At 45.4% G+C, this 12,986-nt stretch carries 17 protein-coding genes; 12 read left to right on the top strand and 5 right to left on the bottom strand.

Annotated elements, in window-relative coordinates; all coding sequences use genetic code 11:
- The first annotated feature begins 118 nt into the window (after window positions 1-118).
- From FD968_RS05335 to FD968_RS05300, 8 genes are read left to right on the top strand one after another with little or no spacing between them, the layout of a single operon-like run.
- Entirely contained in the window at window positions 119-1,030 is a 912-nt protein-coding gene (locus tag FD968_RS05335; RefSeq protein WP_215367848.1) for a transporter substrate-binding domain-containing protein, read from the top strand.
- Window positions 1,031-1,082: 52 nt separating this feature from the next.
- Entirely contained in the window at window positions 1,083-1,865 is a 783-nt protein-coding gene (locus tag FD968_RS05330; protein ID WP_215367846.1) for an amino acid ABC transporter permease, read from the top strand.
- Between the two features lie 29 nt (window positions 1,866-1,894).
- On the top strand, window positions 1,895-2,566 hold the full coding sequence (locus FD968_RS05325; protein ID WP_215368053.1) for an amino acid ABC transporter permease: 672 nt from the start codon (window positions 1,895-1,897) through the stop codon (window positions 2,564-2,566).
- 28 nt (window positions 2,567-2,594) lie between these two features.
- On the top strand, window positions 2,595-3,329 hold the full coding sequence (locus tag FD968_RS05320; protein WP_215367844.1) for an amino acid ABC transporter ATP-binding protein: 735 nt from the start codon (window positions 2,595-2,597) through the stop codon (window positions 3,327-3,329).
- A gap of 12 nt (window positions 3,330-3,341) precedes the next feature.
- Window positions 3,342-3,746 (top strand): hypothetical protein, encoded by a 405-nt coding sequence (locus FD968_RS05315; RefSeq protein ID WP_215367842.1) that lies wholly within the window; start codon window positions 3,342-3,344, stop codon window positions 3,744-3,746.
- Between the two features lie 24 nt (window positions 3,747-3,770).
- Entirely contained in the window at window positions 3,771-4,454 is a 684-nt protein-coding gene (locus FD968_RS05310; RefSeq protein WP_215367840.1) for a DUF3313 family protein, read from the top strand.
- Between the two features lie 9 nt (window positions 4,455-4,463).
- A complete protein-coding gene (locus FD968_RS05305) occupies window positions 4,464-4,721 on the top strand; it encodes a hypothetical protein (RefSeq protein WP_215367838.1) in 258 nt (85 codons plus the stop codon).
- A 10-nt stretch (window positions 4,722-4,731) separates the two neighbouring features.
- Window positions 4,732-5,625 carry an alpha/beta fold hydrolase gene (locus FD968_RS05300; RefSeq protein WP_215367836.1) on the top strand — a complete coding sequence of 298 codons (894 nt, stop codon included), beginning with the start codon at window positions 4,732-4,734 and terminating at the stop codon, window positions 5,623-5,625.
- A 78-nt stretch (window positions 5,626-5,703) separates the two neighbouring features.
- Here the strand turns inward: FD968_RS05300 and FD968_RS05295 are convergent, their stop codons facing one another.
- The 4 genes from FD968_RS05295 to wrbA all read right to left on the bottom strand — a co-directional run bounded on the left by FD968_RS05295 (window position 5,704) and on the right by wrbA (window position 8,394).
- Window positions 5,704-5,889, bottom strand: coding sequence for a hypothetical protein (locus tag FD968_RS05295; RefSeq protein ID WP_143744363.1), 186 nt, complete (start codon window positions 5,887-5,889; stop codon window positions 5,704-5,706).
- A gap of 88 nt (window positions 5,890-5,977) precedes the next feature.
- Window positions 5,978-7,393: an FAD-binding oxidoreductase gene (locus tag FD968_RS05290; protein ID WP_215367834.1), complete on the bottom strand. Its 1,416-nt coding sequence runs from the start codon at window positions 7,391-7,393 to the stop codon at window positions 5,978-5,980.
- A complete protein-coding gene (locus FD968_RS05285) occupies window positions 7,390-7,785 on the bottom strand; it encodes a DUF2069 domain-containing protein (protein WP_215367832.1) in 396 nt (131 codons plus the stop codon). Before FD968_RS05285 ends, FD968_RS05290 begins: the two co-directional genes overlap by 4 nt.
- 6 nt (window positions 7,786-7,791) lie before the next feature.
- On the bottom strand, window positions 7,792-8,394 hold the full coding sequence (wrbA, locus tag FD968_RS05280; RefSeq protein ID WP_215367830.1) for an NAD(P)H:quinone oxidoreductase: 603 nt from the start codon (window positions 8,392-8,394) through the stop codon (window positions 7,792-7,794).
- Between the two features lie 19 nt (window positions 8,395-8,413).
- On the opposite strand from wrbA, the gene FD968_RS05275 reads away from it, so the two are divergent.
- From FD968_RS05275 to FD968_RS05260, 4 genes are all read left to right on the top strand, one after another.
- Window positions 8,414-9,262, top strand: coding sequence for a YihY family inner membrane protein (locus FD968_RS05275; protein ID WP_215367828.1), 849 nt, complete (start codon window positions 8,414-8,416; stop codon window positions 9,260-9,262).
- A gap of 78 nt (window positions 9,263-9,340) precedes the next feature.
- Window positions 9,341-9,796 (top strand): CBS domain-containing protein, encoded by a 456-nt coding sequence (locus FD968_RS05270; protein ID WP_215367826.1) that lies wholly within the window; start codon window positions 9,341-9,343, stop codon window positions 9,794-9,796.
- A 43-nt stretch (window positions 9,797-9,839) separates the two neighbouring features.
- A complete protein-coding gene (aroC, locus tag FD968_RS05265; protein WP_215367824.1) occupies window positions 9,840-10,955 on the top strand; it encodes a chorismate synthase in 1,116 nt (371 codons plus the stop codon).
- A gap of 14 nt (window positions 10,956-10,969) precedes the next feature.
- Window positions 10,970-12,133, top strand: coding sequence for an MFS transporter (locus tag FD968_RS05260; protein WP_215367822.1), 1,164 nt, complete (start codon window positions 10,970-10,972; stop codon window positions 12,131-12,133).
- 14 nt (window positions 12,134-12,147) lie between these two features.
- On the opposite strand, the gene FD968_RS05255 is transcribed toward FD968_RS05260, so the two are convergent.
- On the bottom strand, window positions 12,148-12,948 hold the full coding sequence (locus FD968_RS05255) for a peptidylprolyl isomerase (RefSeq protein WP_215367820.1): 801 nt from the start codon (window positions 12,946-12,948) through the stop codon (window positions 12,148-12,150).
- Window positions 12,949-12,986: the final 38 nt, after the last annotated feature.

The following is a 12,986-nucleotide window of genomic DNA, read 5'->3' as shown; positions in this document are numbered from 1 at the left end:
TTACATTAAAAACCTTCAAATACAGGCCTTAATAAGCGTATAGCGACCATAAATTTGCTATAAATGCAGGTGTGGCTATTTTTGCCAAATAGATAGAAGTAAAAAACAGGAGAAAACGATGAAGAGCAAGTCTTTAATTAAAGCTGGCCTGGTTGCTGGGCTATTCATTAGCGCCATCAGTGCTCATGCTGCAAGCGCTACGATGGACAAAATCAAGTCCAGTGGTGCCGTCACTATGGGGGTGCGCGAATCTTCTATACCTATGTCATATACAACTGGTGATAGCCGCTTTGACGGTTACCACGTTGAAGTTTGCCGCATGATTTTGGGCAGTATTAAAGACAAGCTTGGCATGAGCACATTGCGCATCAATTACCAGCCTGTAACTTCTCAGAATCGTGTGCCTTTAGTACAAAACGGCACCGTAGATATTGAGTGCGGTACAACTACTAATAACACTGCCCGTGCTAAGGATGTTGGCTTTGCTAATACCTTATATGTTGAAGAAGTACGCATTGCAGTAAAAGCAAATTCAGGAATCACATCTATTGCACAGTTGGCAGGCAAGAAAGTTGCCACTACAACCGGCACAACTTCTGTGCAATTACTCCGCAAGCATGAAAAAGCCAATGGCGTGAACTTTGATGAAGTATTCGGTAAAGACCATGCTGACAGCTTCTTATTGCTTGAGTCTGGCCGTGCTGATGCATTCGTGATGGATGGCTCAATCTTGGCAGGCAATATTGCAAACTCTAAGAACCCAAAAGATTACAAGATTGTGGGTGAAGTGTTGAGTACAGAACCGATTGCTATTATGGTTCGTAAGGATGATCCAGAATTCAAGGCAGCGGTGAATGCAGCAATTGCCAATATTGTTGCGAATGGCAAAATGCCTGGCCTATGGAATAAATGGTTCTTGGGTCCAATTCCTCCAAAAAATATTGTAGTGGGTCTTGAGTTATCTCCAGCGACTAAAAATGCCTGGGCTAACTTGAATGACAAACCTGCCGAAGACTACAACAAGAAATAATTCAGATCGCAAACTCAATATTCAATAAGTAAAAATCTATGCGATCAGTTTTATGGATTTAGGAATCTTTTGTAAAAGTACCTTAGACGGAGAAGTAGTTGACCACTGCTTCTCCGCTTTATTAGGTATTGGTCAAAATGCTGACCCCAGTTATTTAGATTGGCTCATGAAGGCCTGGGGCTGGACTCTTGCAGTCGCAGGCTTGGGTTTAGTCATTGCCATGACACTTGGTGCTGTCATGGGAACCTTACGCACCTTGCCGCCCGAGACCGCCTTAAACCGTCTTTTGGTACGACTATCTACGGCGTGGGTAGAGCTCTTTCGAAATATCCCAATCTTGGTTCAGGTATTTCTTTGGTATCACGTTATTCCTGCCTTGATTCCACCTTTAAAAGCATTTCCATCCTATTTATTGGTCAGCATTGCTTTGGGTTTCTTTACCTCAGCGCGTATCGCTGAACAGGTGAGGGCAGGTATTCAATCATTACCAAGTGGTCAGAAGGCTGCGGCAACAGCATTGGGTTTAACCACCTTTCAAAGCTATCGTTACATCATCTTGCCAATGGCATTGCGTATTGTCATTCCACCGCTCACATCTGAGAGCATGAATCTCATTAAGAATTCATCGGTAGCGTTTGCGGTATCCGTTCCAGAGCTCACTCTATTTGCAATGCAAGCACAGGAAGAGACATCGCGCGGCGTTGAAATCTACCTAGCTGTCACACTGCTCTATGCCTTATCGGCATTTGCTGTTAACCGTGTGATGGCGCATATCGAGAAGCGCTCTCGCATCCCTGGCTTTATTGTTTCTAACACTGAAGCGGCGGCTCACTAAATGAAACAGATTATGTATTTCATGGTGACATCATGCTGAGCCTAGACCTCAGTTTCTATAACTGGGAACTCTTCACCAACTACATCATGAAGGGTATGCTGTTTAGCGTTCAGCTGACAGTCATTGCTACTCTTGGTGGAATCGTCTTTGGCACCTTCTTGGCGTTGATGCGTTTATCTGGTAAGCCTAGCTTAGCCTATCCAGCAACAATTTATGTCAACACTATGAGGTCGATTCCATTGGTGATGGTGATCTTATGGTTCTTCTTGTTGATCCCAATGTTAATTGGTCGACCCATAGGCGCAGATTTATCGGCCACCATTACCTTCATTGCTTTTGAAGGTGCATTCTTCTCAGAAATTGTGCGCGCTGGAATTCAGTCTGTACCAAAAGGGCAGGGTTATGCCGCCCAAGCACTAGGTATGACTTACGGCCAGAACATGCGTTTTATCGTCCTGCCACAAGCCTTTAGAAACATGATTCCAGTCTTTATGACACAAACTATCATCTTGTTTCAAGATACTTCCTTGGTATACGCCATTGGCGCCTATGACCTACTGAAAGGCTTTGAAATTGCCGGCAAAAACTATGGCCGCCCAATGGAGACTTATATCTTGGCCGCCTTTACCTATTTCGTTATTTGCTTCTCACTCTCGAAAATCGTCAGACGAGTGCAAGCAAAAGTCGCAATTATACGCTAAACCATTTACATACTATTTCTAGATCATCATGATTGAACTGCAAAACGTTTCGAAGTGGTACGGTGACTTTCAGGTCTTAACTGATTGCACAACCTCCATTCAAAAGGGTGAGGTAGTAGTGATTTGTGGTCCATCTGGATCAGGCAAGTCAACACTTATTAAAACCATCAATGCATTGGAACCATTTCAGGCAGGCGAAATCATTGTCGATGGAATCAGCTTGCATGATTCAAAAACCAATCTGCCGAAGTTGCGAGCCAGAGTAGGGATGGTGTTTCAGCACTTTGAACTTTTCCCGCACCTAAGTATTACTGAGAATCTCACGCTTGCGCAAATGAAGGTGCTAGGTCGTTCAGCGGAAGAAGCTAAAAATCATGGGCTGAAATACCTAGAGCGCGTAGGCCTGATTGCTCAGAAGGATAAGTTTCCAGGGCAATTATCTGGCGGCCAACAGCAGCGTGTAGCGATTGCCCGTGCATTAAGCATGGATCCGATCGTCATGCTCTTTGATGAGCCTACATCAGCACTCGACCCTGAAATGGTGGGTGAGGTTTTAGATGTCATGGTTAAACTGGCCAATGAAGGCATGACCATGTGTTGTGTGACTCATGAAATGGGCTTTGCTCGCAAGGTGAGTAATCGAGTGATCTTTATGGACCAGGGTCGCATACTGGAAGATTGCAGCAAAGACGAATTCTTTGGTAATCCCGAAGCAAGATCCCTTCGAGCAAAAGATTTCCTCTCCAAGATTTTGGCCCACTAAACGCATTCATACATGACGCCTATTCATACCAAGCTGTTGACTGTTTTAATCCTTGGTAGCTTGATACTTTCAGCCTGCACGGTAGCTAAATTAGAGGCTCGGCTTGAGGCGAATCCACAGTGTAAAGATGTGATCAATCCAAAGACTGGAGCAGTCATGCCATGCCCAGGTACCGATAAATCTTTTTATCGCTCAGTAGGCCTTGAACCTGCTAAGCCAGTACCAGCATCGTCAGTTAATGCTGCAGTACCTGCTGCGGCTGTGGCAGTTTCTAACGATTCCTTAAAAACATCTTCCTCTGCGCCTGCGCCTACTGCGGAACCAAAAGTATCTCCTGGCAGCACGTCATCAATAGATTGCAAACCTCAGCTGCATAAAAAAACCGGTGGCATGTTACCGTGTCCATCACCAGACTAATCTGTATTACTTAAAGGAAGCATCATGCGTAAATTGAATGTATTTGCTGCAATAGTATCCGCTGCCATTGTGTTGGCTGCATGTAGCAACACTCCAAAGCTGGCTTCTGAGCCAATGCCCAGGTCTGGTTTCTTGCCAAACTATGCAGTACTCGTTCCTGTGGCAACAAGTCAATCCGATGTGCGCATTTGGAGATATCGCGTATCTGGAGTGAATCCTTCCGCCTACACTGCAGTTATCTTGGATCCCATTTATTTGAATCAAAGTGCTACCAAGGATGTTAGTGCGGAGTCTATTTCTCAAGCACAAATTACTTTACAAGACTCTATGGTTGCTGCCGTAAATTCTCGTGGAGACATTCGTATAGTGACTGCTCCAGGACCAGGTGTAGCTCGAATAACCGTTGGCATTACTGGTGCTGAAAGTTCGGCTGATAGTCTCCAGCCCTGGAATTTCACGCCGATTGGTTTAGCAGCGAATGCGGCGGCTTATGCCGGCGGTGTTAATTCTAAGACGCCAGCACTACTAGTCGAAAGCAAAATTACCGATAGCCAGACTAAGCAGTTATTAGGCGAGGGCTTAGTGACTATTCAAGGTAACTCCTTCAGAACAGGCTCTGGCTCGGTAGAGTCATTTGTGGAGATGGCTAAAAAGATTGTTCGTGTTGCGATGGAAAGTTCAGCCAATCCAACGCCAACAGGTAAATAAGGCTCAACCATGAAGCAAGTTCTTTCAGCAGCGGCCCTCTGTTTAGGACTGGCTCTGTCGCCAGTATTGAGTTATGCGGATGATGCATCACGCAATAAAGAAATTGCCCAAAGATTTGCTAAGTGCGATACCAACCATGATGGCAAGTTAACAAAGGATGAAGCTAAGGGTTGTATGCCTCGTATCTATGATCACTTTAGCTATCTTGACTCTGGCAATAAAGGATATTTGACTGTTGCTCAGATTCAAGCAGTAGCAGATCGATAGGGCTCAATCAATGAGTGTGACTTTCCCTGGATTTGAGCAAAAGCTCGTAACCGTCCCCTCTGAAGATGGTCCTATCGAGATTGCTTGCCTCGTAGGCGGCTCTGGACCAGCTTTATTGCTTTTGCATGGTTTTCCACAAACCAAGGCAATCTGGCATCAGGTTGCTCCAGTATTAGCTAAGCACTACACCGTGGTTTGCTCCGATCTGCGAGGTTATGGAGGTTCTTCTAAGCCTCATGGGAAGACAGATCACTCAAGCTACTCAAAGAGATCCATGGCAGCTGACCAAGTTGCCCTCATGAAGTCCCTAGGTCACCAGCAATTTTTCTTACTTGGTCATGATCGAGGTGGACGAGTTTCACATCGCATGGCGATGGATCATCCAGAGAATGTGCTGAAGTTGATGGTCTTGGATATTTCCCCAACCCTGACTATGTACGAAAATACCACCATGGAATTTGCTAAAGGTTACTGGCATTGGTTCTTTTTAATTCAACCTGAACCTGTACCCGAAACCATGATTGGCGCCAATCCTGAATACTGGCTCAAAAATCATATGGGTAGACATGCGGGTACCGGTATTTTTAGTCCTGATCGTTGGGCAGAATATCTAGCAGGTGCTAGCAATCCACAGAGCATGCATGCCATGTGTGAAGACTACCGAGCTGCGGCCACGATTGATTTAGTTCATGATCGCGCAGACCGTGACTCTGGGAAGAAATTATCAATGCCGTTTCATGTTCTTTGGGGGGAGCATGGCCTAGTGCATAAATGCTTTAAACCATTAGAAGACTGGAAAAGGGTGGCAAATGAGGTCACCGGCAAGTCGGTGCCTTGCGGACATTACATCCCAGAAGAGCTGCCAGATACTGTTATCGATGAAGCCAGAGCATTCTTTGTCTAGCGTGCTGGTATATGGCCTATAAATGCAAAAAACCCTAAATAAATCAATTATTTAGGGTTTTATCTTAAAGCGGTTTGCTTATTCTGGATGGAAGTTATTGCTAGCCATGAAGCTGATGGTGCGTTCAAAGCCCAGAATACGGATGTAACGCCAAGCGATATCGCGGTATTTGCTATCTAGGTAGCCAATAGCCACTTCAGGTGTCCTTTTGGACAAGTCGATTTGTTCAATTGCACGGGCCCAGCGTTTTAGTCTTGTTGACATATTTGTCACCTCCATGGCCATACAACGCATCAGAAAGAGGTCGAGATGACAGGAAATACAAAATATTTATAAAAAGTTCAGAAATTTCTTAAATTGAGACGACTTTATGCGGATTGAGGATATTTTGGGGGTCTAGAGCCCTTTTTAAGGTTTTCATGAGCTCGTGGGCAACTTCACCCTTATGAGCCCGTAAATCCTCTAATTTGAGCTTTCCAATGCCATGTTCGGCAGATATGGAGCCATGGCAGCGCTCAACTTGGGCATATACCAGCTCATAAATGGGCTTTTCATTAGCCAAATTGAAGACCTTTGCATCAACATCCACAGGCGGGGCGATGTTGTAGTGCAGATTGCCATCCCCTAGATGTCCAAAATTGATAATTCGCACTCCTGGGAACTTGGACCTCACTAAGGAATCCGTTTCCTCAACAAAGCTTTCTAGGGCAGATAAGGGGATAGTGATGTCATGTTTGAGATTGGCGCCTTCTAGTGCTTGGGCTAGGGTGATGTGCTCACGCATATGCCAGAAGGTATTCGCCTGAGCCAGACTATTGGCAATGACAGCGTCTTTAATCAAGCCTGCCTCAAAAGCCTCTTCCAAAATCGTTTCTAGAAGTTGTCTAACGTGCGCCTCGCTTTCATGATCTGATAATTCAATTAAGACAGTGAAGGGTGGATTGCCTTTTAAAGGATTAGCCATTTGCGGAAAATGCTTTTCATTAAGGACTAGCGACTCTTGAGTCATCATCTCAAAACCTGTCAACAGGGAGGTGGCCCGCTTCTGAAATAGGTTTAGCAAGGTGATGGTTGACGCAAGGCTGTCTGTCGCAACTAGGGTAGTCCATTGAGAGATCGGCAATGGGTATAACTTCATGACCGCCGCTGTAATGATGCCCAAGGTACCTTCGGAACCAACAAATAGATCTCTCAGATCGTAGCCAGTATTGTCTTTACGCAAACCTTTTAGGCCATTCCAGATCTCACCCTTGGCAGTGACAACCTCTAAGCCAAGACACAGATCGCGAGTATTACCATAGCGCAGCACATTAGTGCCGCCGGCATTGGTAGCGAGATTACCGCCAATCATGCAGCTGCCTTCCGCCCCCAAACTCAAAGGAAATAAAAAATCTTGTTCAGCTGATTTCTCTTGAATCGATTGCAATATACAACCCGCTTCTAACGTGATTGTTTGATTGGCAACATCAATTTCACGAATGGTATTCATACGCTTAAGATTGAGCACAATTTGCTCACCACTATCATCAGGCGTAGCGCCACCACAAAACCCTGTGTGACCACCTTGAGGAACGATGGCAATTTGATTGGCAACGCATAGCTTTACTATTTTGGCAACTTCCTCAGAGGTTCTTGGCAAAAGTACTGCCAGGGCTTTTCCAGTGTAGCGTTTGCGCCAATCTGTAAGGTAGGGCGCCTTATCTTGATCTTCGATCAAGATATATTTTTGCTCCAGAACTTCTTTCAGCTGATCGATAAAGCGGTTCATTTTTGTTCTGCTTGCAACCTTTGCTTTGCCAGATTCTTTGCTTCCTTTTTAATGGGCTTTAGGTACATTAAAAGACAAACAAAGCCGATTGTGGCAAGAGTTGTTTCTAGCAAAGCCATCCAAAAATTTGCACCCGTTTCTAGAATGCGTACTAAACCTTCAGTGATGTAGAGCAAGATCAACATCGAGGCCCACTGCATCGTATAGACCTTGCCTTTCCAGAGGCCTGGAATGGCAAATAGTAAAGGGATGCCTTTCAGGATGAGCCATGAACCACCAGGACGCAAAGGGGAGATGAACCACTCCCATGCGATGCACAAAATGAATAGATCAATAAAAGCAGCGGTTGCTAATAACTGATAGGGATTTTTATCCAGAAGCTTTTTAAACATATCGCATTAAGCCTTAATAAGCTTAAGTGCGGTTTGCGCCAGCCGTTTGCCTTGCGCTTTTGCTAAGCGTTGCTCTTCTGGGCTTATCGGTGCTCTTCCATCTGCATGAGCTAAATGAGTGACGCCATATGGGCTACCACCAGTTGCAGAAGACATGAGGTCAGGTTCGCTATAAGGTAACCCGACAATCATCATACCGTGATGAAGCAGAGGAATCATCATCGTGAGTAAGGTGCTTTCTTGACCGCCATGCATGCTCCCCGTGCTGGTAAATACACAAGCAGGTTTGCCGATCAGAGCGCCACTCAACCATTGCGATGAACTACCATCCCAAAAATATTTCATGGGGGCAGCCATGTTTCCAAAACGAGTAGGGGATCCCAATGCTAAGCCGATGCATTCTTGTAAATCGGAATATTCCACATAAGGGGCTCCCTCACTTGGAACTGTCGATTCGGTGGACTCACAAACGGTAGAAACCGGAGGAACTGTCCGTAGGCGCGCATTAACTCCAGGAACACTTTCTATGCCTTCGGCAATCAGGCGTGCTAAATCTTTGGTGGCCCCGTAACGGGAGTAGTACAAAACTAAAATATCGTGTTGGCTCATATTCTCTTATGATACGGCGATGCGCTTAATTCGTAACCCCCAATTATGGCTCTCTCTAGCTAAAGAGATCTGGGAGGGTAATCGCGACCAAAAACTGAATCAAATTGCGGCGAGCTTGGCCTATACAACCATTCTCTCCCTGGTTCCTATGGTAACCATCGCCACCATTCTATTCGGGTATTTGCCCAGTGTCATTCAGGTAAAAAATGCCTTTAAGTCCTGGCTTTTGGAAACCTATATGCCTGGTGGCATTAATCAACAAGTATTTATCTACCTGGATCAATTTTCTGCACAAGCGAGAGGGTTAACACTTTTGGGCTTAGCGGGTTTATTTGTTACTGCGCTGATGACTCTCTCAGTGATCGAAGGCGCTTTCAATCAAATTTTTAAAGTGCAAAAAAATCGACCACTGCATAAAAAGGTTGCCATCTATACTGCTGCAACTATTTTGGGGCCAATATTATTGGGTCTTGGAATCTACTTAAGCGGCGTACTTTTTAGTGCATCGGAAGGTTGGACTGAAGCTGTATCTGTAGGGTTTAGTCTGATCGCCACCATCGCCCCAATACTCCTTGCAGTGTTGGTTTACACAGTTGTTTATAAGATTCTGCCGTATTCATTGATTTTGTGGAAAGATGCTTTCTTTGGAGCCTTCTTTGCTGCCTTCAGTTTTGAAATCATGAAGTTTGGGTTTGCCATTTTCTTAACCCATACAGCCTTCTATAAGACAGTCTATGGCGCCTTCGCCATCCTCCCGCTCGCTTTGTTGTGGATCTACCTTACCTGGTGGATTACCTTGGCCGGCGCAGTGCTAGTAGCCAATCTGCCCAGCATTCGAAGTGGTGTCATTAGGGTTATTCGTTACTAAATCAGCTAGGCAAAAGCTTGATTCGGGGGTGGCTTGGGTCTATATTGAAACCATCAGTTCATTGTTTTTGGAGACTAAATGAAAGTTCGTGACATTCTGCGCGTGAAGGGCAGCACCTTATTTACGGTTGCTCCCGAGACTCCACTGCAAACTGCAGTGCTAGTGATGAGTGAACACGACATAGGCTCTCTAGTAGTCATGGAGTACGACAAGCTCGTTGGCATTCTCACTTTCCGCGAAGTTATTGCTGCTTTGGCAACACACCATGGCAGCTTAGATGGCCTGCATGTAAGCTCGGTCATGAATCAAAACCCCTTAACTTGCAATATGGAAACTGAAATCGACGAAGTGCGTCGCATGATGTTGGTAGACCATGCACGCTACCTGCCTGTTGTTGATCAGAAGATGTTGATGGGTGTGATCTCTTTCTACGACGTCGCAAAATCTGTCGTAGAAGCGCAAGACTTCGAGAACACCATGCTTAAGGCCTACATTCGTGATTGGCCGGAAGACGCTGAAAAGGCCGCAAATTAAGCATTTCTAGTCGAATATTCCTGACAAATGACATAATGTCGGTATGTCAGGAAATACTTTAGGCCTCCTTTTTACTGTTACCACTTTTGGTGAATCTCACGGTCCAGCTATTGGTGCTGTGGTTGATGGCTGCCCTCCAGGCATGCTTCTCAGTGAATCTGACCTGCAAACTGACTTAGATCGTCGTAAGCCAGGCACCTCTCGTCATGTGACTCAACGCAAGGAAGAAGATAGGGTCGAAATTCTGTCAGGCGTATTTGAGGGCAAAACTACGGGTGCGCCGATTGGACTATTAATACGCAATACCGATCAACGTAGTCAAGACTACGGGGATATTTTGCAAACCTTCAGACCTGGTCATGCCGACTACGCCTACCACCATAAATTTGGTCTTCGTGATCCACGGGGTGGGGGTCGTTCCTCTGCTCGTCTGACTGCACCCGTAGTGGCAGCAGCAGCGATTGCAAAAAAATGGTTGCGCCAACAATATGGAACTGAGTTTTATGGCTATATGAGTCAACTCGGTGAAATTGAGATTCCATTTGAAGATGTTACTCAGATTGAACAAAATCCATTCTTTGCCGCGAATGGCAAGATCATTCCGCAACTAGAAACCTACATGGATGCGCTACGCAAAGCAGGGGATTCCTGTGGTGCTCGTATTGAGGTGCGTGCGCGTAATGTACCTATCGGCCTTGGCGAGCCCTTGTTTGACAAGCTCGATGCTGATATTGCCCATGCCATGATGGGCATTAATGCAGTCAAGGGTGTTGAGATCGGCTCTGGATTTAAGTCAGTCGCTCAACGCGGTAGCGAGCATGGTGATGAGTTATTCCCCGATGGATTTGCTAGCAATAATGCTGGCGGCACATTAGGGGGTATCAGTACCGGTCAAGATTTACGGGTATCAATTGCGATCAAGCCTACTTCGAGCATCATGAGCCCCAAGCAATCCATTGATCTCAGTGGTAAGCCAATTACTGTTCAGACTAAGGGTCGTCATGATCCTTGCGTCGGGATTCGCGCTACGCCCATTGCAGAAGCCATGCTGGCTTTAGTCTTGATGGATCATGCTTTACGTCATCGCGCGCAATGTGCTGACGTCAAACTAGATGTAGCACCCATACCTGCGGCACGCCCTGGTTCTAAAAGCGATTAGCGAATCTATTTAAGATGACGCCTGTGCTTCGCTGGGCCTTCGGGTCCTTTTTCTTTTTATATTTTGCATATGTTGGCTTGGTGTCGCCATACGCGAGCTTGTTTTTCTTAGATCATGGCTTTAATGTCATCGAGATTGCGGTATTGATGTCGATGCTTCAAATCACAAGGATTGTTGGCCCCTTTAGCTGGGGATGGTTGTCAGACTACCTCTCGAATCGCATCGGCATCATTCGTGTTTGCGCCTGTCTAGCTGCATTGGTATTTGTATGCATCTTCTTTTTACACAGCTACCTCAGTTTCTTTATTTGGATGTTTGTATTACATACAATCCTCAGCAGTCAAATGCCATTAGGCGAGACTGCAACCATTCATGCTTTATATAAAGACAATTCTTTTGATAAGCGTTATGGGCGCTTAAGGCTCTGGGGCTCTATTGGCTTCATTACCATGGTGCTTGTTGCGGGTGAGTTCTTCCAACGCAAAGGTATTGAACTCTATCCCTACGTCGGTGTAGTAGTGCTTTCTGCTTTAGCGCTAATCACCTTTTGCTTACATGAGCCGAAGATGGAACGACGCAAGATGGTGAAGGGTGAATTGCTGGTGGTCTTGTTTAATCCGGATGTGCGCTGGTTTTTGGTATCTGGCTTCTTCATGATCTTTGCGCATGCCTCGTTGTATGTGTTTTATTCCCTATACCTAGCAAATCTTGGTTACGATAAATTTCAAATCGGCCTTTTTTGGGCATTAGGTGTTGCTGCTGAAGTGATCTTCTTTTACTACCAAAACAAGGTACTTAGTCGTTTAGATGCAGAAGTGATTTTGCAAGGTGCATTCGGTATTGGTGTGATCCGCTTCATTTTGATTGCATTCTTGCCAATGACCTCTGTATTGATCGTTGCGCAATTGATGCATGCTGCAACTTTTGCAGCTCACCATAGTGCAGCTACAAAATTACTACAGCGCTGGTTTACTGGGCCACTGCAAGCCAGAGGCCAAGCGATTATGGCTACGGTTTCCTATGGTTTTGGCGGAACGATTGGCGGCTTATGCGCTGGGTGGATTTGGGATCTGTCTCAGCCAAGAGATGTCTTTGTGATGTCCGCTTTTGCTTGCGGAATAGCGGGTATGGCGATTCAGAAAATGCGTCCTCGCCGCTACCCAGCCAGAAAAGATTAATTACTTAATTCGTTTTACTGGACTTTTGCCTTAGCGCGCAATTTTTGCATCATTTCTGAAAATTTAGCCTTTTGCCAATTTTGATCAGAGGCAATCATTTGCTTGAGTTGGGCCTTGAGCTCATCAAAACTAGGTGCCTTCATATCACGAGTGTCAATCATCTTAATGATGTGCCAACCAAATTGAGACTTCACTGGTTTATCAGTCACTTGACCGTTTTTTAATTGCACCATCGCTTTTGAGAACTCTGGCACCAGTGCTTTATCAGTCACCCATCCGAGATCACCGCCATTAGGAGCTGAGCCAGGATCCTTGGATTTGGCTTTAGCGATTTCTTCAAAGTTGCCACCCGCTTTGATTTGGGCAATGATGGCTTTTGCGTCTGATTCTTTTTCTACCAAAATATGCTCGACATGGTATTCCTTGCCGGTGTACTGGGCTTTTACAGACTCATATGCAGCCTTCAGCTCTGCTTCAGTGACACCTTCTTTTTCGACATAGTCTTCAAATACAGCGGCAACCAAAATGCCAACTCGTGATTGCTCTAATTGCTCGCGAACCGATTCTTTTTGAATGACACCGCGCTTGTCAGCTTCTTGCAAAATCAATTCTCTCGTCACGAGCATTTCACGAGCTTGATCTCGCACTTGTGGATTATCGGCTTGGCCAGATTTTTGTACTAACTTATCCAACTGTGCTTTTGGTATAGCCTTGCCATTCACAATTGCTGCATTCTGGGCAAAAGCCGTGGCAGATGTCATCGAGATTAGGGAGGCGGCGACGCTAAAAGTAATGAGGTGACGTGTTTTTAACATAATGACAATCGATTAAAAGTAATGAATTTGAAGAGTGT

It is taken from the genome of Polynucleobacter sp. AP-Titi-500A-B4 (assembly GCF_018688095.1).
In the GTDB taxonomy this organism is placed as follows: Bacteria; Pseudomonadota; Gammaproteobacteria; order Burkholderiales; family Burkholderiaceae; genus Polynucleobacter.
This window is presented reverse-complemented; position numbering and strand designations above follow the sequence as displayed.

What these genes read in the sequence shown, in the direction of transcription:
- FD968_RS05315 (WP_215367842.1), top strand. Translation starts at nt 3,342, where the DNA reads ATGACGCCTATTCATACCAAGCTGTTGACTGTTTTAATCCTTGGTAGC.
- FD968_RS05320 (WP_215367844.1), top strand. Translation starts at nt 2,595, where the DNA reads ATGATTGAACTGCAAAACGTTTCGAAGTGGTACGGTGACTTTCAGGTC.
- FD968_RS05260 (WP_215367822.1), top strand. Translation starts at nt 10,970, where the DNA reads ATGACGCCTGTGCTTCGCTGGGCCTTCGGGTCCTTTTTCTTTTTATAT.
- FD968_RS05335 (WP_215367848.1), top strand. Translation starts at nt 119, where the DNA reads ATGAAGAGCAAGTCTTTAATTAAAGCTGGCCTGGTTGCTGGGCTATTC.
- FD968_RS05290 (WP_215367834.1), bottom strand. Translation starts at nt 7,393, where the DNA reads ATGAACCGCTTTATCGATCAGCTGAAAGAAGTTCTGGAGCAAAAATAT.
- FD968_RS05305 (WP_215367838.1), top strand. Translation starts at nt 4,464, where the DNA reads ATGAAGCAAGTTCTTTCAGCAGCGGCCCTCTGTTTAGGACTGGCTCTG.
- FD968_RS05295 (WP_143744363.1), bottom strand. Translation starts at nt 5,889, where the DNA reads ATGTCAACAAGACTAAAACGCTGGGCCCGTGCAATTGAACAAATCGAC.
- FD968_RS05330 (WP_215367846.1), top strand. Translation starts at nt 1,083, where the DNA reads ATGGATTTAGGAATCTTTTGTAAAAGTACCTTAGACGGAGAAGTAGTT.
- wrbA (WP_215367830.1), bottom strand. Translation starts at nt 8,394, where the DNA reads ATGAGCCAACACGATATTTTAGTTTTGTACTACTCCCGTTACGGGGCC.
- aroC (WP_215367824.1), top strand. Translation starts at nt 9,840, where the DNA reads ATGTCAGGAAATACTTTAGGCCTCCTTTTTACTGTTACCACTTTTGGT.
- FD968_RS05310 (WP_215367840.1), top strand. Translation starts at nt 3,771, where the DNA reads ATGCGTAAATTGAATGTATTTGCTGCAATAGTATCCGCTGCCATTGTG.
- FD968_RS05270 (WP_215367826.1), top strand. Translation starts at nt 9,341, where the DNA reads ATGAAAGTTCGTGACATTCTGCGCGTGAAGGGCAGCACCTTATTTACG.
- FD968_RS05285 (WP_215367832.1), bottom strand. Translation starts at nt 7,785, where the DNA reads ATGTTTAAAAAGCTTCTGGATAAAAATCCCTATCAGTTATTAGCAACC.
- FD968_RS05255 (WP_215367820.1), bottom strand. Translation starts at nt 12,948, where the DNA reads ATGTTAAAAACACGTCACCTCATTACTTTTAGCGTCGCCGCCTCCCTA.
- FD968_RS05300 (WP_215367836.1), top strand. Translation starts at nt 4,732, where the DNA reads ATGAGTGTGACTTTCCCTGGATTTGAGCAAAAGCTCGTAACCGTCCCC.
- FD968_RS05275 (WP_215367828.1), top strand. Translation starts at nt 8,414, where the DNA reads ATGCGCTTAATTCGTAACCCCCAATTATGGCTCTCTCTAGCTAAAGAG.